We start from the raw sequence: 22,629 nt of genomic DNA on the forward strand, positions 1-22,629 counted from the left end.
AGTGGCTTAGACACCATACTAAGCCACTGATATACCGATAACTATTTATAGATAGGTTTAACTTATTTCTGGTGAACCGCAGTCAGTTTCCAGATGTTATTCACATAGTCACGAATACTGCGGTCAGAACTGAATTTACCTACTAATGCTGTATTTAATATCGTTTTACGAGCCCAGTTTTGTTGGTCACGATATTCAGCATCAATACGTTCATGCGCTTTCACATAATCTGCAAAATCGGCCAGAACAAGGTATGGGTCACCACCATCAAGCAAGTTATAGCGAATGGCTTGTAACTGACCTGATTGTCCTGGTGTAAATTCATCACCTTGTAATAGGTCTAAAGCCGCTTTTAATAAGGCGTTATTGTGGTAATAGTCATATGGCTGATAACCTTGCTCTAAGGTTTTCATCACTTCATCAACAAGCAAACCAAAGATAAAGATGTTGTCATCGCCGACTTCTTCGCGAATTTCAACGTTTGCACCGTCCATAGTACCGATCGTTAATGCACCGTTTAGTGCTAACTTCATATTACCAGTGCCTGATGCTTCTTTACCTGCTGTTGAAATCTGTTCAGATACATCTGCCGCTGGAATAATAATTTCAGCCAAACTCACACGATAATCAGGCACAAACACAACCTTCAACTTACCGCCTAAACGAGCGTCATTATTCACTTTCTCTGCCACTTTATTGATGGCAAAGATAATATCTTTCGCTAACGCATAACCTGGTGCAGCTTTAGCCGCAAAAATAAATACACGAGGGTGCATATCAAATTCTGGTTCATTCAGTAGACGATGATATAGCGATAGAATATGAAGCAGATTTAAATGCTGGCGTTTATATTCGTGCAGACGCTTAATCTGAACATCAAAGATAGCGTTGGTATCTAACTCTATGCCCATATTATCAAGCACCCAATCAGCAAAACGTTGTTTATTGGCTTTCTTTACTGCCATATAACGTTGCTGGAACGCTTTATCATCTGCAAATTTCTCCAGTTGAGATAGCTGTTCCAGCTTCGCAGGCCATTCAGTGCCAATTTTCTCACTGATTAATGCAGACAAACCTGGGTTACAGAATTTCAACCAACGACGAGGCGTTACACCATTGGTCACATTTTGCAGACGACCTGGGAATAATTCGTTAAATTCAGGGAATAAATCGCGCTTAACTAGCTCTGAGTGTAGCGCTGCAACACCATTGACTGCATATGAACCAACAACACAAAGATTAGCCATACGAACCATACGTTGAGGCCCTTCTTGGATAATCGAAAGCTTGCGTTTTACTTCATTATTATTTGGCCAATGTGCTTCCACTTGCAGCATAAAGTGATGGTTAATCTCGAAAATGATTTCCATATGACGAGGTAACAACTGTGCTATTAAGTTTTCACTCCATGTTTCAAGAGCTTCTGGCAACAAAGTATGATTAGTGTAAGCAAAGGTTTTTGATGTGATAGCCCATGCTTGCTGCCAACTTAGTTGATATTCATCCAGTAAAATGCGCATTAATTCAGGAATCGCAATCGTTGGGTGAGTGTCATTTAATTGAATAGATTCAAACTTCGCAAGGTCATGAATATCGCGACCTAATGCGTTATGACGGCGAAGGATATCAGCCACTGAGCAAGCACAATGGAAATATTGCTGCATTAGACGCAGTACTTTACCTTGCTCGTGGTTATCATTTGGATATAAAACTTTCGTGACATTAGCGGCTTCTAGCTGACTGTATTGAGCACCAACATAGTCACCATCATTAAAACGAGCTAAATTAAATGGAGCTGGTGCTCGACATTCCCACAAGCGTAGCGGGTAAACGCTCTTATTTGCATAACCAATAATTGGTAGGTCCCATGCGATGCCTTCAACGAACATACCAGGGATCCAACGTGAACAAGTTTCACCCTGCTCATTTTGATACAGCTCTACATGGCCATAAAAACCCACGTTTTGTGTCAACTCAGGACGTACGACTTCCCAAGGATAACCTTCAACACCACGCCATGCATCAGGCGCTTCAGTTTGTCGACCATCTTCAAACGATTGACGGAACAAACCATATTCATAATGTAAGCCATAGCCAACGGCTGGGTATTCTTGAGCTGCTAGAGAGTCCATAAAACATGCAGCAAGACGACCTAAACCACCATTACCTAACGCAGGATCTCGTTCTTCTTCTAATAGATCCGTTAGGTTTTGGCCCAACTCTTCCATTGCTTGAGATACTTCTTCATATAAGCCCAAGCTAATTAAGTTATTTCCGGTTAAACGGCCGATCAAAAACTCTAAAGATAGGTAGTTCACACTGCGAGTATTAGCTTTTGCGACCGCATCCGCAGTGGTTAATAGACCTTCAGTACTAATTTCAGCTAAAGCACGACCTAAAGCTAAGTACCAACTACGAGATGATGCTGTTGCGCTACTTTGCGCATACGTTGCCGACAAATGTTTCTTAACGGCGTTTTTGAATAATTCCTTGTCAAAATGCTGTTTTGGAGCACGAGTTGTCATGTTGCTATCTCACTCTTCGATTAGTCCGATTACTTTCTATCCTGCGCCCTGAGAGCCATAAAAACATCCTCCTAAAAAGAAAAGATTAGGGAGGAGTAGCAAGGGCGTAGTGACGTTAATTCCCTGTATTTTGTGACATTCACCGCAGTTTGAGGGCGGAGACTGAAAAGTACATATGCAATCTATAGTATTGAACAATGTGTAAATTGCTCGTTATTATTTAGTTGCATAGGTTAGATATGTGACAGCACTCATAAATTTAGGGTTGAGATGAAAGATATCGCATCGAATTTGCCTCTAAACAGGTAAAGTAAACATAAATAAATTAGGTTTGAATAAATATGTAGGACACATTTTTATCAAATCTTGATAAATCCCTACTGTTGTCGTTTATCTGGCAACCGATAAGTGAAGTAAGAATTATGTGGATACCATCGAAACTCACTCGCCCAGCCCGTCTATACAACGCAATTTTGCGCCCAAGACTGTTAGCCACCCTTGAGCATGCCCCATTTTATCGTTTGGTTTTATTCCGCTCTCCAGCAGGTTACGGAAAAACAACCATGGCAGCTCAATGGCTTAGCGAGCACCCAACTACGGGCTGGCTAAACCTTGATGATAACGACAATGATACTTTTCGCTTTGCTAACTATCTGATTCAAGCGTTAAACCGTGGTACTTCAGACGCAGCGCCTAAAACTCAAGCTATGGCGGAACGTCGCCAGTTTGCGTGTCTAACCACTTTGTTTGGTGAGTTATTTGCAGAAATTGCCGATTACCAACAGCAAACTTATTTGGTATTAGATGATTATCATGTCATCACCAATGAAGACATTCACGATGGTATGCGTTTCTTTTTAAAACATATGCCAGATAACCTAACCTTAGTCTTAACCAGTCGTACCCAACCACCACTTAATACGGCGAATCTTCGCGTTCGAGATCAACTGATTGAAGTTGATAACGAATGGCTTGCTTTTGATGAAGAAGAGACTGAACGCTTTTTTGGCCAAAGAATAAAAGCCGATGTGGAACCTCAAGTGCTACACACACTGCACTCTCAAGTTGAGGGATGGCCATCTGCGCTACAATTAATTGCTCTCCATGCCCAACAAAAACCACAACATTTGGCTCAATCCGTTCTCTCCATGGCTCAATTTAATCGCGGTCACCTGTGGGATTACTTAGCTGAAGAAGTATTTGATCAATTAGATGATGAAACGCAGCAATTCTTATTACAGTGCTCGGTACTCGATACCTTCAATGCTGTGTTAGTAACAGAACTGACTGGGTATTGCGATAGCCTAGCAAAACTTGAAGCGTTAAATCGATTTGGTTTATTTTTAACAACTTTAGATAGCGATGATAACTGGTACCGATTCCACAACTTATTTGCAGAATTTCTCAACCACCAGCGTCATAGCCGATTACCAGAACAACAAGATCAACTCCATACTCTTGCAGCCCAAGCATGGTTGAAACAAAATAGCCCACAACAAGCATTAGCCCACGCATTAAAAGGACAAAATGAACAGCTGACTGTTGATATTATTGTCGAGCATGGCTGGAAACTCTTTCATCATGGTGAATTACAATTACTTGAAGGTGCAATTAGTGCACTAAGCCGTGATGCTTTATTTAGCACTCCTCGTCTTGCTTTATTACGCGCCTGGTTAGCACAAAGCCAGCACCAATATGATGATGTAGGCGCACTGCTCAACGAAGCTGAAATTGAAATGGCTCATCGTAATATTACTCTGGATGATGGCTTACAAGGTGAATTTAATGCCTTACGTGCTCAAGTTGCGATTAACCAAAACAATCCACAAGAAGCCCTTGAATTATCCGAATTATCATTAGGGCAATTACCATCAAATACCTATCGCAGTCGCATTGTTGCAACCTCTGTTGTTGGTGAAGTTCACCACTGTATCGGTAACCTAAACCGAGCTTTACCTATGATGCAACAGACAGAAAAATTAGCACGTCAATACCATGTTTACCACCAAGCTCTATGGGCTCTGATCCAGCAAAGTGAAATACTGGTAGCACAAGGTTATGTACAAGCCGCCTTTGAACTTCTGGAACAAGCTTTCAAATTAATTCGCGAACAACATTTACAGCAAGTCCCTCTTCATGAATTTGTACTGCGTCTAAAAGCTCAAATTTTATGGTGTTGGAATCGGTTAGATGAAGCCGAAGAGTGCGCACAAAAAAGCTTAGATGTTTTGGCGCCCTTTGAAGATAAATACTCTTTACACGCTTACTCAATGTTAGCTCGAATCGCATTAACTCGTGGTGAATTAGACAAAGCCGCTCGTTACCTAACTTTATGTGATGAATTAATGGAGCGTTCTGCTTTTCATATCGATTGGCGGGCAAACAGCGAGTTTTCCAGTCTGCTTTATTGGCATCAAAAAGGTGAAATTACAGCCATTGAACATTACTTAGTAAAAGCGGAGCAACCACAGCAGACGTGTAATCACTTTCAGCAATTACAATGGCGTAATATTGCTCGCGCCAACATGTATCTAGGCCATTATCAGCAAGCGTTAGACATTATGAATATGCTTGATGCAGCATGCCAGCAACATAATCTAGTTACAGATAATAACCGAAATCTAGTACTCGAAGCCGTTATCTATAAACAGATGGGTAATAAAGAAGTTGCTTTGAGTAAACTCAAAAATGCATTATTGTTGACTAATAATACAGGCATGGTTGGTAACTTCCTATGTGATGCCGAAGTTGTAGCAAAACTACTCGATGAATTGATTCAAAAACAGCATCTTTCCGATCTAGCATTGTATCGAGCTCAGCAACTACTGCGTGAAATGAATAATAAAGAACGGACACGCTCTGTTCATTTCGATGAAGACTTTGTCGAGAAACTGTTAACGCTACCCAATATCCCTGAGCTTATCCGCACCAGCCCCCTCACCCAACGAGAATGGCAGGTTTTAGGATTAATTTATTCAGGTTACAGTAATGAACAAATTGCATCAGAGCTTGATGTTGCAGCAACAACCATTAAAACTCATATCCGTAATTTATATCAAAAGTTAGGAATTGCCAATCGTCAGGAAGCCATAACCACAGCAGAAGAGCTTATTGGTCTAATGGGGATTTAATAACGATAAGGAAGTCGTATGATTGAATGGATGAAGGATCGTATCTGGTACCAAGATGGGCAATTTTCACAATTGGGGATTGCTGTTGGTAGTCGTATGACCATCATTAAATTAGCGGACGAGAAACTCTTCATTCATTCGCCAATCCAACTGACCACACAACTGCAACTTGAGCTATCAACGCTCGGACACGTTGCAATGGTTGTTACACCAAACCTTAACCACCATCTGTTTTTATCTGAATGGTGGTTAGCTTATCCATCGGCTTATTTTTATGCCCCGCCAGGGTTACAACAAAAACGCTCTGATCTGGTTTTTGATGGCACCCTAAACACTAAAACTGAACCTTTATGGCATGGACAATTACTGCAAACCGTTCTTAAAGGCAGTGACACCATGGAAGAAGTAATATTTTGTGATCCTTTGTCTCGTACATTAATTATCGGGGATTCATTGGTGTGGTTAAAAAATCGAACCTCTCCTATTTCAATTTTATTAGGTTTAATCAATGGTTGTTATTTCAACCCTGCTATGCCTTATTACTGGCGATTGAGCTTTCACAATAAAACTCGAATGCGCCAGTCTTTACAAGAAATTCTTACTTGGCCTTTTGACCGAATTATTCTTTCACATGGACAAGTTATTGATACAGATGGAAAAGCCCTCTTTGCGAAAGCTTTTCATTGGGTCTTAAATGACACGCTACCTTTATCAAACCATGAAGAATGAATTCTCCAGTAAACCTTATATAGTTACGTTACTAGGCACCACTCAGTTTCACCTGAATCACAAGCAAAATAGCACCAAAGCTAAGGACAAAGAGCACCATAGGCCATACAAATTTTAACCACTTATTATATGACATATCTAGCATCTGTAACGTCGCTAATATAAGTCCAGTAGGTGCTAAATATAGCATTGCATATTGGCCCCAGTTATAAGCTGAAACCACAATATCTCTTGGGATCCCCACGGTATCTGCTAATGGAGCCATTATTGGCATTGATAAAACAGCAAGCCCTGAAGAGGAAGGAACAATAAAGCCCAGCAAAAAGAAGACAAACATCATCGATATAATAAAAATACTGCCTTCCATGCCAGATACAATATTAGAAGCATAAAAAAGAATCGTATCTGAGATCATACCTTGATCCAATACGATATTGACTCCCCTTGCTAAGCCAATAATAAGGGACACACCGACTAATTCTGAAGCTCCTTTAATAAATGAATCAATGAGCTCTTTTTCTTTTAAACCTGAAATAAACATAATCACGATGGTGATAGTTAAAAATGATGCGGCCATCGAAGGAAACCACCACCCACCGACAGAGACCCCCCATATCATTAGTGGAAATGCAGCAACAAATAGAGTAAGAATTAATTTTTTCCTAATATTAAATGGAGCGGGAGCATCAAGATTTACATCTTCTAAAAATCGTTTTTCAAATGCTTCATGATCAGAATAGGTATAAGAGAAAGAAGGTGTCTGTTTTACTTTTTTGGCGTACCAATACAAATAAGAAATAACAACAGAAAAAGCGATGATTAAACCTAAAGTCCTAAAAATAATCCCTTCTGTAAATGGAATTCCTGCAGCATTAGATGCGATAACAACAGAAAATGGATTTATGGTAGAAAAAGTACTCCCCATTGAACCAGCTAGAAATATCGCACCCACACAGATAATAGAGTCGTAACCTAAGGATAAAAAGATTGGTACAAGAATGGGGTAAAATGCTACCGCCTCTTCTTCTAAACCACAGGTTGTTCCACCTAAAGCCATCACAAGACTCACTGAAAAAACAAGTAAAAATTCATGCCCTTTCGTTTTACGAGAGAGTGCAATTAAGCCTGAATTAAAGGAACCTGTCTTGTTAACTATGCCGATCATTCCGCCTAAAATTAAAATGAAAACCATAATATCAGCAGCTTCAATTGTGCCTTCAACCATGCTTTGTGTTACATCCATCATCCCTTTATGAACTGGAGCAACTTCTTCATAAGTATCTGGGATAGCAATTGGTTTTCGTATTACACCAGAGGTAAATTGCTCGATGTTAATTTTTATATTTAATCTATCCAGTTCAGTTTGAGTTGCATTAACTTGTGTTACTTCACCGGCAGGAGAGGTAATCTGCAACATTTTATCGCTGGTGTTATACAACAGCTTTGAATAGGAACCAGCAGGAATAATCCAAGTAAATGCAACCGCAATAATAGTAATAGAAAAGAGGATGGTAAATGCACTAGGAAAAGTCATGCTCTTTAAAAAGCCAAAAATCTTATTCATAAATATATCCTTATTTGAACAAGTACATATTTAATGAAGCTATCATACAAATATACGTTATTTAATAGAGAAAAGGTCTTCGATATTTTCAATTGGTATTTATTTCAGAAAATGGTACATAATTATCCAACTAAAATACCAAGAAATCATAATATCTCTTATCACTGTTAACTTTAGTAAGAATTTTATTTCATTAATATTTAATTGATTTGTTATTTTGCATTTTTAAAGATTAAAAAATAATTATTAGGTATTTAATTTGCTTTTTAGATATACATATGATTTTTCACTTATTTTTATTAAAAAATGATGTTCTTATCTCATAAAACTATGAATTTTCTCACGTTCATAATCATGAAAATATTTTTGTGATCCAAATCACTACTCCCTCTTCCAATCAGAGTAGTATTAATAACAGCGTAATTATTCTTAGGACTGAATAGCCTCTGTGATCCCTCCGCCCCCAGACGCGCCCGCGATCACAGTAAAGGAGTGTAAAATGAAAGCGTCTAAACTCTATTTTCGTGAACTTCTTGGTTTAACCTTAGTTGGATTTGCGGTGTTGGTTATGTTGGGGATCATTACCTGCGCCCTCGCTCTACTCAATTATTTATCACATGATACAGCTCAAGCTATTGCGTTTTTGAAAGAAGCTACCACCATGTTTTTATTTATTATTCCAGCGATCGCTATCGGAAAATATATCAATAAACCGTCATGGGTCCATGATGTTGATGAATATCGACTAGCAATGGAAAAGAAAGCTCAGTAGCCTGATCTGTCCATTAACGCCGACGAATATCCACGTCGGCGTTTTTAATATAAAACTTACAAACTCTCCACCCCATGAACAAAAACATCTCGGAGTAATTTAACCATTGCTCGGGTTTTTTCAGGTAAATATTGAGTAGCAGGATAAACCAACGTAAGTTTAATCTCTGGATGCTTTTCATCCGCTAATACGCAACATAAATCCCCTGCTTCTAATGCACTTCTCACCAAAATTAACGGCAATAAAGCAATACCATGGCCCGTTATTGCCATATGCTGAATAAGATGAAGATCATCTGAAATTAAACGTTTATTAAGCTCGTCAGGCAAAGCATTAACGTTATAGCGGCTCACGAGTATTTTGTGATCATAAAGATCATCAAAATGTTTTGGTTCGGGTTTAGAGACTAGATAGTTTGGCGAAGCGACTAATACACAAGGAAAAGGTAATAAAGTTTGTTGAACATAATCTAAATTAACCACTTTGATATTATTTGGAATTAATTGAAGATCAATATTTTCCCTTTTTAAATCAACACTGTCTTGTCTTTGTTCTATTTCAAGAGCAACACCAGGAAAGTCTTGCGCATAACGTTCAATAAGTGCAGAAAACATACTGGATGTGATTAATGCCGCAGGAACAGCAACTCGCAAAACCCCCTGAAGCTCCTTTTGCCGACTCTCTAATAGATTCACCGCTTGATTGACAGATGTTAAGGGTTGACTGATTTGTTCATACAATGCTCGACCATTTTCAGTTAATTCAATATGACGTGTTGTACGAATAAGTAACTGACAACCAATCGATTTTTCTAATTCTTGTAATCGCCGACTTACCTTTGAACGTTGCATCGAATACGCTTTCGCAGCAGAACTGATCCCACCGTGGCGAACAGTCAGCATAAATAGATACAAATCATCAAATGATACTTTCATTGTCCTACTTTTAGGTCTTATATGTTGTATTTGTCATTCTATTTAATCGAGTCAGCAATTTCTATAATGTTCGGAATGTTTTTCTCTATCAATCGAGTTAATTATGCAAACTGCAGAATCTGCTTTCCGCCGTTGGATGCGATGTCTTATCATTTTGTTTTTAATCTTTTTAGCATACATCATCGTTGCTGATCGCCATGCACCCTTAACTACTGAAAGTCGTGTTCATGGCTATGTTGTACAGATAGCCCCAGAAGTATCAGGCAATGTAACATCGGTAAAAGTTAAAAATAATCAGGATGTTAAAAAAGGCGAACTATTATTTACTATAGATGACAGTAAATATCAGATTGCTGTAGAGCGCGCGAAAGTAAACTTAGCCCAAGCTCACGAACAAGAAACGGCGCTATATGCCCAAGCCGACGCAGCCAAAGCTCAAATTGCCACAGCGCAAGCAGCTTATAACAATGCTAATCGTGAATATAATCGAATCCAAAAGTTAGCTAATAAAAATTTAGTTTCACAGTCCATGCGTGACAATGCTTTTGCCCAAGATAAAGTAACACGTTCTAACCTTGCAGCAGCTAAACAACAATTGCTCGTTATTCAAGCAAAGCTAGGCTCAACTCCTGGCAACAGTACCATGGTCCATGCCGCTGAGAATGCTTTAAAGCAAGCAGAATTAGACTTATCGCATACTCAAGTTAAAGCACCTAGTAATGGTGTTATCACCAATATGCAGCTAGATGAAGGTACGATGGCGAGTGCCAATAAACCGATTCTGACTTTTATACCGACAGATAACATGTGGGTATCAGCTGATTTTCGTGAAAAAGCGACCGCACTTATTAATGATAAATCTGCCGCATACGTTACTTATGATGCTCTACCAGGCGAAGTATTTGATTTCAAAATTGCCAGCCGTGACTTTGGTGTCTCTTCTGCACAACAAAATCCAAATGGCCAATTAACCACAGTTGAAGTCAATAACCGTTGGGTTCGTGATGCTCAACGAATTCGTGTCAATTTAGTAAGCGAAGAACCAATGCCAAAACAATTATTTGTAGGCTCTCGGGCAACAGTTGTTATTTATCCAACTGAAAATCCAATTTGGCAATTTATGGCTTCTGCTGAAATTTGGATTGCGAGTGTATTCCACTACATCTACTAATCAATAGAGCATAAGGAGTCCGACATGAAAACAATGCGGATTTGGTTTGGCTGTTCAATGGGGCTAGCCGTTAGTATGATCTTCGGCTGGTCATACGGTTTTTTTGCCGCCTTATTGCCTATGTTTGTGCTAGTACAAGCAGACAGATGGAGTACACCACTGCATGTTCAGTTGGTTTTAGGGATTGTATGGGTCACGGTTCAAGTCAGCTTACTTGTTGGCTTCTTCCAACCTTATCCATTGTTGATGACCACGGCCGTTGCAATTATGATGCTATTTAAATGTGTCGCTATGCAGCATAAAAGCACCTATCTATTTGGTTTCACTGGCTTATTAATTGGCTCTATTTTATTAAACTTCGCCAGTTATAACTTCTTTGATATTGAAGAGTTTAGTATTAACCTTTGGATGTGTGGTTTAGCAACGGCACCCATTACTGCTTTAGCCTACTTTTTGTTTCCCGAGCCAGAGTGCACGACCCCGCAACCTGTTACGGTAAATAATGAAGTGACCAAAGATGAATATGGTATGGTTCGTCAAGCCGCAATGGGATGGACCGTTGCAATGATTGCTTACTTGGTTTTTCAATTTGGTGATCTGAGTGATTCTCTATCAGCTCAAGCGTCTATCTTTATTGTTTTAACCCCAATGACGCTAATAGGAAGTATGGGGGCAGCCAAAATTCGTATCATTGGTACATTTCTTGGGTGTTGTGCTGGTATGATAATTCAACTCGGATTATATACGTGGATTGATAATGGGCTTTTATTCTGGATGGCCTATACCATTGCAGCAGGATTTTTCTGTGTTTGGTTGGCGCAAGGAAGTATTAAATCTAGTATTGCATTTTCTGCCATGTCAGCACTTTCTGTCCCATTAACAACCTCTTTGGTTCCAGAGCAAAAAGATGCATTTTTCTCGATACTGTATCGTTTTAGCTCTATTGTTGTAGCCGTAATCTTAACGTCTATTGCCATATGGGCAACGCATATCATCTTGCATAAACTGATGCCTTGTGTCTCCCATGACACTCAAGAATCAACGTCATAACCTCTTCAATTCGGTTATTTGAACTATCAAATCCGGACTATAAAAATAGCGCTAAGACCTAAAACTCTTAGCGCTATTTTTTCATCCATTATTACTTAGTGATATTAAGGTGTAAGCTTAAACATAAGTGATTTAAAGTGTTTATTAGGCTAAATCATCTTTAGTTACACTCACCCCTTTAATTTGTGCATAAACCTCATCACCGACTTGTAATTGCAGCTCGTCAATGGCCCACAGAGTAATATTGGCCCATAAATGCGTTTCACCTACTCGGAGTTTTACTTCCACCCTTTCATCTTCCGCATGATGGATCTTATCAACACGGGCCCGCAGAATATTTCGAATACTGGTTTGTTGTGGCTTTGCTCGGGTGATTGAGACATCATTAGAATAGATACGGACACGAACCCACTCTCCTCGATGTAAAGATAAACGGCTCACCCATAAAAAAGCATTATGGCTCAACATCACTTGCGTTAAAGCGTAATTAGGATGATTGTAGTTTACTCGAGCACTGATTAACGAACTTTGTTCTTTCGGCGGTAACCAAGGGCGCATTTCAGGAGAGCCCCAAACAGAATTAACATGACCAGAAGCGACAACCTTTCCTTGATTGAGCATCACCATATGATCAGCCAATCGTAGGATTTCATCGAGACTGTGCGTAACATAAACAATTGGAATATTAACCTGCTTTGCCAATTGTTCTAAATATGGCATAAGCTCTTGTTTCCGAGGGAGATCTAGTGACGCTAATGGCTCATCCATTAACAGCATATCAGGTTTGGTTAATAGTGCTCGACCAATTGCAACTCGCTGTTTCTCACCACCAGACAGAGATGCAGGATAGCGATTTAATAAGGTCTCAATACCTAATAGTTTAACGACATCATTAAAGTGATTAGGATCTTTTTCTTGGCAACCGTAGTTCAAGTTCCCCTTTACCGTATAGTGAGGAAATAAACGCGCGTCTTGAAATACATAACCAATATTGCGTTTTTCTGGTGGCAGACAGACCTTTCTCGCCGTATCGACTAAGCAGTGAGAGCCGAGATGAATAGCCCCTTCATCAGGTTGTGTTAAACCACTTAGCACATTAATAAACGATGTTTTACCCGCTCCTGAACGGCCAAAAATTGCAGTAATTCCCGATAAAGGAAGGTTCACAGCAACGTCTAATGCTAAATCGCCTAACTGTTGTTTTATCTTAATTTGTAAGCTAGTTACATTCTTATTCATTATCTAGCCTCCAAACGACGACGAGCTAATCGGGTTAGCCATTCAGATGCAAACAGAGAAGAGAGAGCTATCACAATGGCAATCACGCATAAACGCCCAGCCTGCTCTTCTGCTCCTGGGGTTTCAATAAAAGAGTACATTGCAAGAGGTATCGTTTGGGTTTGACCCGGAATATTAGAGACAAAAGTAATGGTTGCACCAAACTCACCAAGCGCACGAGCAAACGCCAGTAGAGCTCCGGTTAATATTCCCGGAATCGTTAATGGTAATGTGATAGTAAAAAATACTTTAAGAGGCGTTGCACCTAATGTTCTTGCTGCTTGCTCCAGTTTCTGATCAACCCCTTCAATCGCTAAACGAATAGAACGAACCATTAAAGGAAAAGAAACGACGGCGACCGCAAGTGCAGCTCCTCGCCAACTAAAGCTGAAGGTGAACCCAAACCACTCATACAGGTACTTACCCATAAAACCTTGGCGCCCCATAGAAATTAAGAGTAAATATCCGATAACCACTGGAGGCAAGACTAATGGGAGATGGATAATACCATCAAGAACACTTTTACCAATAAACTGTTTTCTCGCTAATAACCAAGCTAAAAAAATGCCCATAGGCAAGCTAAAAACAATAGCTACGCCTGCTATTTTCAAACTTAATAAAAGCGCAGTTAATTCATAATCGGTTAACACAGAAAACAGACCTCAACGGTTAATAGCACCACATCACAACAAGATCTTTATTGTAGCAATGTTTTTATTCGCCACATTATATATGAATCTGGCAAGCGATATAACCTTAAATACATATCGAATCTCTATGATTTGTTTATATTTCAAGCAAAACATTCCAGTTTATTTGTAAGGCTCTTTTAAGTCTCTCTAATTTTTTATGCAACAAATACAACATGACTAATCATATTTATACGATTATTCGCATTTATTTATTTTGTTTTCAGCTCATTAAATATCACTACAAATACAAGTGTTATATTGCTGGCGGAATGGATTTATAAATTTGAGGGAACCATGAAACGCTTAATCGGATTATGTGCACTGTCTCTTTGTGTACTTACCAGCGTTAATTCTTACGCCACTCCACTGGATGCAGCGACAAATCAAGCTTTATCTGAATATTTAACACATCAAAACAAGTACGGCCGCTTTAGTGGTAACGTCATCATAGCCCAAGAAAATGAGATCTTATTTGAGCAAGCTGTTGGCTATGCTGATGTTCAAATGCAACGTCCAATAGAAAAGAATAATCTCTTTAAAGTTGGGGATATTACAAAGCAACTTACCGCTGCTGCTATACTAAAACTCAACGAACAGAAAAAACTCTCTATTGATACGCCAATATCACGTTATTTTCCTAATTTGAGTCGAAGTAAACAGATTACGATTGGTATGTTGATGAATCATACAGCGGGAATTGGTCGTGATTTTAACTGGAACGATGCAACTCAATCTTGTAGTAGAAATAGCTTAATAAATCCTATTATCAGCAGCTCTAAAACCTACCCTCCGGCCCTCATGTTTAACTACAGTAACAACGGCTACTATTTATTAGGTAGGATCATTGAAAAAGCATCAGGACTCCCTTATCACGAATATATTACAGAGCAATTTCTTCGGCCTCTAGGCATGAAAGACAGTTCAATGAAGTTAACCCTATCTTTTCAGTTAGCTAAGTCTTATGAACTTTCTGGGTTGCTGAACGCTCATATTACTCCAACAGGTTGCGCTTGGTCTGCCGGTGAGCTGATTTCTACCAGCCGAGATTTACTGGTATGGAGTCGAGCCCTTGCTAGTGGGCAAGTTATTAGCCAAGAAAGCTTAGATAAAATGTATCAACATCAATATGGCTTATTTGCTAAAGAGATCGGCCAAACCGATTTCTATACTCATAGTGGACATATTGATGGTTTTAAATCTATTTTGATGTATGAGCCTAAATCTCAAATGACCATTGTAGCCCTGAGTAACTTCAGCAACACCAATACTGAGCTATTTAGTATTGACCTCGTGCGTCTGCTTAATAAGCAATTGCCTATCCATAAGGTTATGCCTCCAATCAAGCATTTGGCACCATGGCAAGATGATGTTGATGTTATCGGTAATTACATGGACAGTTTAGGTGTACCATTACAAGTGGTATATCAAGACGGAGAGCTGGTGGCAAAAGTCAGTCAATTTCGTATCCCTCTAATGGTTCAAAATAGAAATACTCTCTTTGCCCAAGGCATTGATAACAAGATCCGAATACATAGAAATGATAATGAAACTACAAAAGAAATTGTCTTTTTTGCTAAAGATGGTCGCTATTTATCACGATTTACCCGTGTAAACTAATTGCCATAAAAAAGAGTTACTTAGGCATATACGTCTAAGTAACTCTTTTGTATCTAAATTAGAAAATTCGGGTTGAAGACATTAAGTTAACCATTAACCATTAACCATTTTGGTAATAGTATTTCGATTATGCTTACCATTTGCGACAATCACACCACCAATATGGATTACCATAAAGCCTAAGATTCCCCACCATGATAATTTATGGAAGCTCTTAAATTGAGCATACCAAATAAAGTCATGACCAAGAAAATGAATAGCTAAACCTGTTACTACAATCGCAGCAATAAAGAAGTAAAATGCGATATAGAGCAAGCCTTGTAACCGATCGTGAATAGTATTCTTTTTAAACGGTGATGGCATAAAAACGCCCACTTTTTTTGAATAGTACGCTCTTGCCACTAATAACAAGCCAACGACATACCCAACAATGAAATGCCACTGAAACATCTCATTACGAATTGACTTAGCAATAGTTATCGCTTGTTGAGAGGTGATCGTTAAATTATCACTACTCAACCCTGATTGAATCATAGCCGCCATACTATTTTTATCTAGCCATGTCGATCTTAGGATAACGGTTAAAAGCATAAAAAGAATAGCAAATGCTAATGACCAGTGAATTAAGCGAGATGAAGCTTAGGGAAAAAAGGTTGTTCAGTCATTTATATTAACTCAAAGCAGAATTTTAAAAATATAATAACAATAGAAGATGAATGGATTATGAATTGGTATGATAAATTCATATTATTTGGAGTTTTATACTTTAGCTAATCATTCTACGAGCTACTGTCACATCTAATTTTATTATGACGATAAATTTTTTCTTTTCTTAGCCGCTTCTGCTAGAAAATCATCGTTTATAACTCTAACTATTTTACTTTAAAACAATGTTTTATAATGATAACAAACAAGAATAAACAACTGAAAAACAAAGATAAATATAAAAAAGCATAATACTAACAAGCATAACAATACAATTAGCTCTAATTAATCTTCTGCTTTCATTAATAAAATGAATCAAAACCGCATTTCGGATTAGTTTTTCTCATTTTACTAATGTTTTTTTTAGCGTCATATTCCACCTGTTTTCAATCGAAAACCAACTCTCAACGATAGATTTGAATAACCTAAACTGTGTTGTTTTTTATTCTTTTAAAAAAGCATCAGGTTTGGGTTGTCTTCGTTTATATCTATTATTTATGACTCTTATTTGTGGAGATACGGTAGTGACACAGACCACTACTTTAGATTGCCGTAAAAGTAACGGAATCTTCGTGCCAGTTGCTGGCCTAACTATTTTTGCTGTTGCATCAGGCTACTTAATGAGCCTTGTGCCGCTTTCACTTGCAAGCTTTAAAATCGATTCAAGCTATGCAAGTTGGTTAGCAAGTAGTTATTACGTTGGTCTGCTAATAGGCTCAATGATGATCGAACCGATCATTGCGAGAATCGGTCACCGTATCTCTTTCATTGTGTTTTTAAGTTTACTAGCACTTACCGTTGTTGCTCTACCAATGTTTCCTAACAAAGATCTTTGGTTATTTGCACGCTTAATTGCAGGTATGGCGGTTGCAGGTATTTTTGTTGTTGTCGAGTCATGGTTACTTATTGGTGATAGCGCAAAAGAACGTGCTCGCCGTCTGGGTATCTATATGACATCACTATATGGTGGTACAACGATTGGTCAGCTTGCTGTAGGTATCTTTGGTACTCAAGGATTTGGCCCATTTAGTGTGATTCTTGGCCTACTCTTTATAGCTATTCTACCGCCTCTTTTTGTTCGTCAAGGTCAGCCTAGTTGCACAGAACATAAACCGCTAACTTTGAAACAAATTAGTCGTCTCAGCAAAGCGGCAATTATTGGTTGTATTACATCTGGTGTCGTTATGGGTACTATCTACGGATTAATGCCTCTAGCACTAAAACAAAGCCAATTAAATACCGAACAAGTTGGCGTTTTAATGGCTGCAATTATCTTAGGTGGTATGGTTATCCAACCTATTGTTGGTCAACTATCAACTCGTATGAGTAAAACTGTCTTGCTTGCGCTAGCATCTCTGCTTGGTGTGTTTGCTATGGGTATCACTCACCTATCCAGTGATTTTTATATTCTAATCACAGCATTGGCGCTATTGGGTATGTCTTCTTTTGCCCTTTATCCAATTGCAATTACGTTAGCGTGCGACAAATTAGAATCCTCACAAATTGTCGCTGCAACACAGGTGATGTTATTTAGCTACAGTGTAGGTTCTGCACTAGGCCCTATCGGCGCAAATCAGTTTATGGCACAACCAAACGGATTAATGGATTTCTTCTTTATTGTATTACTGGCTACTGCTATTTATATGCTGCTTGCAAGTGTACGCCGCAAACCACAAGTATTGGCAAGTTAACCAGCAACACCAAAAATAAGTCACAAAAAAAGCTGAGGCCTCCACAACCTCAGCTTTTTTTTACTCGTAAACTACGACTTCTGACTAACAATATCAGCAGGATCTGCTTTCAACTGACTAATAGGAATCATCTTACTCCAATTGAATACACGGACATTTTTCCCTGCTTGCTTCCAGCTAAACGGCTTGAGTTGCCGAGTCTCGACGCCTATCCAACGAGAGAAAAACGGCAGAAAATAATAGGCACTAATCGTTTTTTTCAATACATGATGGCGCTTATCATCACTAGATATCCTTACAAATGGAACTTCATAGTTAGAGCGAAACTGATTACCGTGAGTTAATTTAGAACCAGGACCTTTAATATGATCATTAAGTCCATGATCCGAAAAATAAACAAGAGAAAAACTTTGTTGAGTCGCCTTTAGATCATTCACGACCTGGGCTATTAGATGGTCTGTTTCATGATAGCTCGATAGATAGCATGAAAGCTGTTTATCTTTTAGATGATAAATATCCTGCTTTATACGATCACAAAACTTAGGATGAGACCCCATTAAATGCAGTACAAACAATCTTGGTTTCTCTGATTTTTGGGCCAGCTGCTCAGTGAAGATAGGTAATAATTCCGAATCATAATGGTCAGAACTATTAAATCCCCCCTTTTTTAAGAAAAACTTTTTGTCACTCCTAACAGCGATAGAAGAAATCGCAGTGTCATACTTACCTAGGAAACCTTGATTAGAAATCCAAACGGTCTCAAATCCAGCTTTGTTAGCCAGTGTAATAAAATTATCGGCAGGTTGAATATGAAGACCATCACTTATCGCTAATGTTCTAGGCAAAGAAATAGCTGTATTAGGTGCAGTCGAAATATACCCATCCACCAGCAGGCCTTTCGTTTGCCGTAGAAATGGAGTGGTATCAATGGGGTAACCATAAGCAGAGAGGTAATCTTTTCTCATGCTTTCCCCTATGATAACAACATAGTTTCTATATTTAGGTTGAACAGAAAGAATCTGCCAGTTAGGTGCTTGCGTCTCACTCGCTAATAGACTTCGATGTTCTTTAATATAGTGTCCACCACTAATATAGATATGATGATAGAAAGCATATATAGGCGAAAAAATTAATACAACTAAACCCAGAGCTATTTTCAACTTACTCGACTCTGTTTTAATTTTAACCAAATAGAAAATAAATAAAACAAATAACAATAAGTTCAATATCAAGTTTATTACAGGAATATCACCTAGAAACTCAAACATTTCCTGATTATTTGTTTCCATAACAGAAGCAATTACACCTAAATTGGGGTGCCCATATTGCATCCCAGATGAAAAATAAAAAATAGGAAGGATAAAAAGAGGAAAAACTACACCGTATTTTACAATATTATTCGCTGATAATAGATAAAGGGATAAAAATAAAGAACTAACGGAAAAGAGCATCGAATATTCGTTACAATCTAGCCCCAAAGCTAGAAGGTAAGATATTATAATCAGCAACAAAAACACAACATATTTCATAATAAATCACGGTATAATGGGTACCAATAAAGGTATAACAAATTCGATATTCAAGTAATATATCGTTACTCAAGCATATATTATACCTTAAAGTACCCTCTAACTAACCGTGAAATCTAAGTAATCTAGTGCTTATGTAAGATAAACATAACAAAAAGGCAGAGAATCAATCTCTGCCTCTGATAAAACTAAATACAAGTTTGAATATTAGTCTTTTTTACGACCGTAAACACGGATACCACCAGTGGTACGCTCTGAGTTACCATAGACATCAAGGCTTGTTACACAACGACGGAAGCCAAAATAACGCCATGCTGTTTTTTCATTTTTATCTAGATCACGATAAAATTTAACAGTTTGCTTTTCGCCGTTCTGAAAATGAACGACAACTTTACGTAAACGAACATCACGCTCTGCTTTAACTTTAATCGCATTAGTATAACGACAAGCAGGCACGGGAATTTTAGCCGCCAGATTTCCATGCTCTAATAAAATGGTACGACCAAGAGTAAATTGATCATCAGCGTGAGCAAGTGTTGCAGAACCTAATAAACTCACACCAACCAGTAACTGAGTAAAAAACTTCTTAAATGTCATATTTGTATGATATATCCGCTATAGAATAGTGTTCATAATAATCTTAAAAAATTAAAAATCAATTAAAAAACATTCTGAAATACTGTTCTTAATTTTTCACAATAGAGATAAAATCATTAATTAAATATAACTCAGATATAGTCTATTCTATTTTAATAACTTTGACTAAAACGAAAATCAATTTCATGTCAAATAGATTCATTAATAGAATATAACCCTAGCAATGAAATAATTAACTCTTCACGATAAATAAATTAAATCATTAGTAATAATTGAAAAAATATGACCTGTATTTGATTTTTATACCTAAAAACCATTCGCTATTTTTGAGCTTTACTATATGATGCGCGCTCTTTATTCTTAAACCATATCTAAAATAAACAATCGATGTCATATAACGCTTTATACACCGATCTTTCTGGTTACTACGACCTAATGTGTGCAGATATTAACTACTATGAGCAAAGTTATAATATCCGCAGAATCCATCAACTATTTGGCAACTCAGGTACTAAACATTTAGATCTTGCTTGTGGTACTGGACCTCATATAGAGCATTTGACCAGCTGGGGATATCAAAGCTGGGGGCTCGATATTAACCAACCTATGCTAGATATGGCTCAAATCCGTTGTCCAGATGCAAACTTCACACTACAAAACATGTGTGATTTTAAGCTGGATGAACAGCAAGACTTGATTACCTGCTTCTTATACTCTATCCACTATAATGATGGTATTGCAAAGCTAAAAGAATGTATCGCTAGTGTTCATGCAGCTCTTAATGATAATGGCATGTTCTGCTTTAATGCTGTTGATAAAACTAAAATTGATAACCGTTCTTTTATGCGTCATTCGGCAGAGTTCGAGAATAGCAATTTCACCTTTCAGTCGGGTTGGAACTATTGTGGTGAAGGTGAAAGGCAGTCTTTGCAGTTAAGCATTGAGAAAACAACAGAAAATGTAACGGAAGTATGGCAAGACCAACATCCGATGGTAGCGGTAAGTTTTCCAGAATTAAAAGCACTACTTGAACCGTACTTTGAAGTTCATATCCTTGAGCATGATTACAACAAGATCATTCCTTGGGATAAGCAATCCGGTAACGCCATTTTTGCTTGTATTAAAAACTGACATATCACTGAGGCTCTTAGTTTAATCTTAAGAGCCTCATTGCTTTGCTCTCAAGTAACGAAAAATAAGCCGCTACTTTTTACTTCTGTGCTGAAATAATCGTTTGGTAAAGGCGATCTTTTAACTCTGCTCGTTCTGCTTTCATAAGATTCATTTCATGGTCATCAATAGGTGACCCCCGAAGCTCTAATTTTCTAATCTCATTATCCAGATTATCATAAAGCTTCGACTGCTTAGCAAATGCTGTATCAGTCTGATTGAGATGGGAAATTGTATCAATGTAATCGGGAAACTCGTGAACTAATGAATGGTTCTCTCCTAGCATAAACCTACCCTCTTGATATGATAAATAAATCACCTACTGGTAAATGTAGCACCTCACAGAATATTTAGGTTCCTTAAAGCTATTAAATTGCACCTTATATACCCATGTGATTTCAAAATGCGAGGTTACTTGGGTATATCCAAAAAGGAATATCCATCATATCGATAAAATTTTTCGATTTATGTGATATGAGGCCGTAAATTTCTCCTTTGCTAAATAATAAAAAACCGCAGTTGAGGCTAACTCAGCTGCGGTTTCTTGTCTATTCGGTATCTTTTTTAAGCTGATATTGGTAACTCAACATACCAACGCTCTAAAGGATTTTCTTTATCGATACCCTTTCCTCCCCAACGATCAATACTATCAATCGTTAGGATCTTCGTCTCTTTAGGTAAAAGATCTTTTATTTTTTTACTTAATCGCTTAGAAGTTAATAACCAAGTATTTGGGTCATCCGTAAGTAACGTTTGTAACTGCTGAATATCCTCGTTATTCCATTCCAATTCAGGTTTAGTTAAACGGTCGACAACAAATAATTGATTACCTGAAGCAAAATCTTCCAACTCACTCGATAGTAATATCACCGAATCAATTCCCGCTTCCATCAGTGTATTTTGTTGCTGATTAATCAACTTTCTCACTTCAATCATTAAGTCTTGCTGATTTTTCTCAATGATTTTTGCATGCTCGGGCCACACTTTCTGCAGGTCTTCAGAAACTATCGCAGCCATACGAGAAATATTTGTTGGGTTTAACCATGCATAAGGTGAGATCTCGCCAGAATCTAACATTAAAGCTGCAACACCTTGAGCTCTTGGAGAGATTGCTTGTGATGCATCAACTTCAACTAAACGAATGTTACCCTGACGAGCATAAACATAAAGTGGGTCTTGTGGCCAAATAGCTTGAATAGTGACGGCAACTTGAGCCTTCTTTGCTGCTTGTTGCGATAACACATCACCTTTCGATGCAAACCAATTTGGCAACCTTGTCACACCGTAGCGCTTAGGTGGCAAATAGTCTGTCGTCAGTGGCGTTGATTGTGTGAGTTCGCTAGCCAATAAATAGGTCACTGGTGTCGCAGTCAATATATCAGCAGCGTGGGTTTGTACTGATACCATTAATGCAGAACAGGCTACAGTTGTCATCGCAACCGTTCGAGTTAATGACAGAGTAAACTTTTTCAT

At 38.2% G+C, this 22,629-nt stretch carries 18 protein-coding genes; 8 read left to right on the top strand and 10 right to left on the bottom strand.

All coding sequences use genetic code 11. The features are described from left to right. Window positions 1-62 precede the first annotated feature (62 nt). Complete coding sequence (locus tag WAX86_RS16835) at window positions 63-2,525, bottom strand: glycogen/starch/alpha-glucan phosphorylase (RefSeq protein ID WP_341489735.1); 2,463 nt, start codon at window positions 2,523-2,525, stop codon at window positions 63-65. Window positions 2,526-2,947: 422 nt separating this feature from the next. On the opposite strand from WAX86_RS16835, the gene malT reads away from it, so the two are divergent. Both malT and WAX86_RS16845 read left to right on the top strand, forming a co-directional pair. Then, the gene (gene malT / locus WAX86_RS16840) at window positions 2,948-5,656 is read left to right on the top strand and encodes an HTH-type transcriptional regulator MalT (protein WP_341489736.1); all 2,709 of its coding nucleotides are present in this window, start codon (window positions 2,948-2,950) and stop codon (window positions 5,654-5,656) included. Between the two features lie 18 nt (window positions 5,657-5,674). Continuing rightward, the gene (locus WAX86_RS16845) at window positions 5,675-6,385 is read left to right on the top strand and encodes a DUF4336 domain-containing protein (protein WP_237035869.1); all 711 of its coding nucleotides are present in this window, start codon (window positions 5,675-5,677) and stop codon (window positions 6,383-6,385) included. Between the two features lie 31 nt (window positions 6,386-6,416). Here WAX86_RS16845 and WAX86_RS16850 read toward each other — a convergent pair whose 3' ends face one another. Beyond that, window positions 6,417-7,949 (bottom strand): YfcC family protein, encoded by a 1,533-nt coding sequence (locus WAX86_RS16850; RefSeq protein ID WP_341489737.1) that lies wholly within the window; start codon window positions 7,947-7,949, stop codon window positions 6,417-6,419. A gap of 499 nt (window positions 7,950-8,448) precedes the next feature. Here WAX86_RS16850 and WAX86_RS16855 point away from each other — a divergent pair, with 499 nt between their 5' ends. Further along, on the top strand, window positions 8,449-8,721 hold the full coding sequence (locus WAX86_RS16855; RefSeq protein ID WP_036765655.1) for a hypothetical protein: 273 nt from the start codon (window positions 8,449-8,451) through the stop codon (window positions 8,719-8,721). 56 nt (window positions 8,722-8,777) lie between these two features. On the opposite strand, the gene WAX86_RS16860 is transcribed toward WAX86_RS16855, so the two are convergent. After that, complete coding sequence (locus WAX86_RS16860) at window positions 8,778-9,656, bottom strand: LysR family transcriptional regulator (RefSeq protein ID WP_068969386.1); 879 nt, start codon at window positions 9,654-9,656, stop codon at window positions 8,778-8,780. Between the two features lie 103 nt (window positions 9,657-9,759). Here WAX86_RS16860 and WAX86_RS16865 point away from each other — a divergent pair, with 103 nt between their 5' ends. Both WAX86_RS16865 and WAX86_RS16870 read left to right on the top strand, forming a co-directional pair. Further along, complete coding sequence (locus tag WAX86_RS16865; protein ID WP_237030580.1) at window positions 9,760-10,827, top strand: HlyD family secretion protein; 1,068 nt, start codon at window positions 9,760-9,762, stop codon at window positions 10,825-10,827. Between the two features lie 24 nt (window positions 10,828-10,851). After that, complete coding sequence (locus WAX86_RS16870; protein WP_341489738.1) at window positions 10,852-11,877, top strand: DUF2955 domain-containing protein; 1,026 nt, start codon at window positions 10,852-10,854, stop codon at window positions 11,875-11,877. A 144-nt stretch (window positions 11,878-12,021) separates the two neighbouring features. Here the strand turns inward: WAX86_RS16870 and modC are convergent, their stop codons facing one another. Together modC and modB are read right to left on the bottom strand one after the other, a co-directional pair. After that, the gene (gene modC / locus WAX86_RS16875) at window positions 12,022-13,116 is read right to left on the bottom strand and encodes a molybdenum ABC transporter ATP-binding protein ModC (protein ID WP_341489739.1); all 1,095 of its coding nucleotides are present in this window, start codon (window positions 13,114-13,116) and stop codon (window positions 12,022-12,024) included. Further along, window positions 13,116-13,805 (bottom strand): molybdate ABC transporter permease subunit, encoded by a 690-nt coding sequence (modB, locus tag WAX86_RS16880; RefSeq protein WP_065171844.1) that lies wholly within the window; start codon window positions 13,803-13,805, stop codon window positions 13,116-13,118. The genes modC and modB overlap by 1 nt, the downstream gene beginning before the upstream one ends. A 336-nt stretch (window positions 13,806-14,141) precedes the next feature. Between modB and WAX86_RS16885 the strand changes: the two genes are divergently transcribed. Then, window positions 14,142-15,464, top strand: a complete 1,323-nt coding sequence (locus WAX86_RS16885; RefSeq protein ID WP_341489740.1) for a serine hydrolase domain-containing protein — start codon at window positions 14,142-14,144, stop codon at window positions 15,462-15,464. Window positions 15,465-15,557: 93 nt separating this feature from the next. On the opposite strand, the gene WAX86_RS16890 is transcribed toward WAX86_RS16885, so the two are convergent. Next, window positions 15,558-16,055: a cytochrome b/b6 domain-containing protein gene (locus WAX86_RS16890; RefSeq protein WP_075985215.1), complete on the bottom strand. Its 498-nt coding sequence runs from the start codon at window positions 16,053-16,055 to the stop codon at window positions 15,558-15,560. 638 nt (window positions 16,056-16,693) lie between these two features. Here WAX86_RS16890 and WAX86_RS16895 point away from each other — a divergent pair. Next, window positions 16,694-17,860 carry an MFS transporter gene (locus tag WAX86_RS16895; protein WP_341489741.1) on the top strand — a complete coding sequence of 389 codons (1,167 nt, stop codon included), beginning with the start codon at window positions 16,694-16,696 and terminating at the stop codon, window positions 17,858-17,860. 71 nt (window positions 17,861-17,931) lie between these two features. Here the strand turns inward: WAX86_RS16895 and WAX86_RS16900 are convergent, their stop codons facing one another. Together WAX86_RS16900 and WAX86_RS16905 are read right to left on the bottom strand one after the other, a co-directional pair. Then, a complete protein-coding gene (locus WAX86_RS16900) occupies window positions 17,932-19,389 on the bottom strand; it encodes a phosphoethanolamine transferase (RefSeq protein ID WP_341489742.1) in 1,458 nt (485 codons plus the stop codon). Window positions 19,390-19,596: 207 nt separating this feature from the next. After that, complete coding sequence (locus WAX86_RS16905; RefSeq protein WP_065171848.1) at window positions 19,597-19,986, bottom strand: DUF2541 family protein; 390 nt, start codon at window positions 19,984-19,986, stop codon at window positions 19,597-19,599. A 387-nt stretch (window positions 19,987-20,373) separates the two neighbouring features. Here WAX86_RS16905 and WAX86_RS16910 point away from each other — a divergent pair, with 387 nt between their 5' ends. Beyond that, window positions 20,374-21,117: a class I SAM-dependent methyltransferase gene (locus tag WAX86_RS16910; protein ID WP_341489743.1), complete on the top strand. Its 744-nt coding sequence runs from the start codon at window positions 20,374-20,376 to the stop codon at window positions 21,115-21,117. 79 nt (window positions 21,118-21,196) lie between these two features. Here the strand turns inward: WAX86_RS16910 and WAX86_RS16915 are convergent, their stop codons facing one another. Beyond that, on the bottom strand, window positions 21,197-21,442 hold the full coding sequence (locus tag WAX86_RS16915) for a YdcH family protein (protein ID WP_036765661.1): 246 nt from the start codon (window positions 21,440-21,442) through the stop codon (window positions 21,197-21,199). 278 nt (window positions 21,443-21,720) lie between these two features. Continuing rightward, complete coding sequence (locus tag WAX86_RS16920) at window positions 21,721-22,629, bottom strand: metal ABC transporter solute-binding protein, Zn/Mn family (protein ID WP_341489744.1); 909 nt, start codon at window positions 22,627-22,629, stop codon at window positions 21,721-21,723.

Origin of the sequence: Photobacterium damselae subsp. damselae, assembly GCF_038086725.1 — a bacterium.
Lineage (GTDB): Bacteria > Pseudomonadota > Gammaproteobacteria > Enterobacterales > Vibrionaceae > Photobacterium > Photobacterium damselae.

What these genes read in the sequence shown, in the direction of transcription:
- WAX86_RS16835 (WP_341489735.1), bottom strand. Translation starts at nt 2,525, where the DNA reads ATGACAACTCGTGCTCCAAAACAGCATTTTGACAAGGAATTATTCAAA.
- malT (WP_341489736.1), top strand. Translation starts at nt 2,948, where the DNA reads ATGTGGATACCATCGAAACTCACTCGCCCAGCCCGTCTATACAACGCA.
- WAX86_RS16845 (WP_237035869.1), top strand. Translation starts at nt 5,675, where the DNA reads ATGATTGAATGGATGAAGGATCGTATCTGGTACCAAGATGGGCAATTT.
- WAX86_RS16850 (WP_341489737.1), bottom strand. Translation starts at nt 7,949, where the DNA reads ATGAATAAGATTTTTGGCTTTTTAAAGAGCATGACTTTTCCTAGTGCA.
- WAX86_RS16855 (WP_036765655.1), top strand. Translation starts at nt 8,449, where the DNA reads ATGAAAGCGTCTAAACTCTATTTTCGTGAACTTCTTGGTTTAACCTTA.
- WAX86_RS16860 (WP_068969386.1), bottom strand. Translation starts at nt 9,656, where the DNA reads ATGAAAGTATCATTTGATGATTTGTATCTATTTATGCTGACTGTTCGC.
- WAX86_RS16865 (WP_237030580.1), top strand. Translation starts at nt 9,760, where the DNA reads ATGCAAACTGCAGAATCTGCTTTCCGCCGTTGGATGCGATGTCTTATC.
- WAX86_RS16870 (WP_341489738.1), top strand. Translation starts at nt 10,852, where the DNA reads ATGAAAACAATGCGGATTTGGTTTGGCTGTTCAATGGGGCTAGCCGTT.
- modC (WP_341489739.1), bottom strand. Translation starts at nt 13,116, where the DNA reads ATGAATAAGAATGTAACTAGCTTACAAATTAAGATAAAACAACAGTTA.
- WAX86_RS16885 (WP_341489740.1), top strand. Translation starts at nt 14,142, where the DNA reads ATGAAACGCTTAATCGGATTATGTGCACTGTCTCTTTGTGTACTTACC.
- WAX86_RS16890 (WP_075985215.1), bottom strand. Translation starts at nt 16,055, where the DNA reads ATGCTTTTAACCGTTATCCTAAGATCGACATGGCTAGATAAAAATAGT.
- WAX86_RS16900 (WP_341489742.1), bottom strand. Translation starts at nt 19,389, where the DNA reads ATGAAATATGTTGTGTTTTTGTTGCTGATTATAATATCTTACCTTCTA.
- WAX86_RS16905 (WP_065171848.1), bottom strand. Translation starts at nt 19,986, where the DNA reads ATGACATTTAAGAAGTTTTTTACTCAGTTACTGGTTGGTGTGAGTTTA.
- WAX86_RS16910 (WP_341489743.1), top strand. Translation starts at nt 20,374, where the DNA reads ATGTCATATAACGCTTTATACACCGATCTTTCTGGTTACTACGACCTA.
- WAX86_RS16915 (WP_036765661.1), bottom strand. Translation starts at nt 21,442, where the DNA reads ATGCTAGGAGAGAACCATTCATTAGTTCACGAGTTTCCCGATTACATT.
- WAX86_RS16920 (WP_341489744.1), bottom strand. Translation starts at nt 22,629, where the DNA reads ATGAAAAAGTTTACTCTGTCATTAACTCGAACGGTTGCGATGACAACT.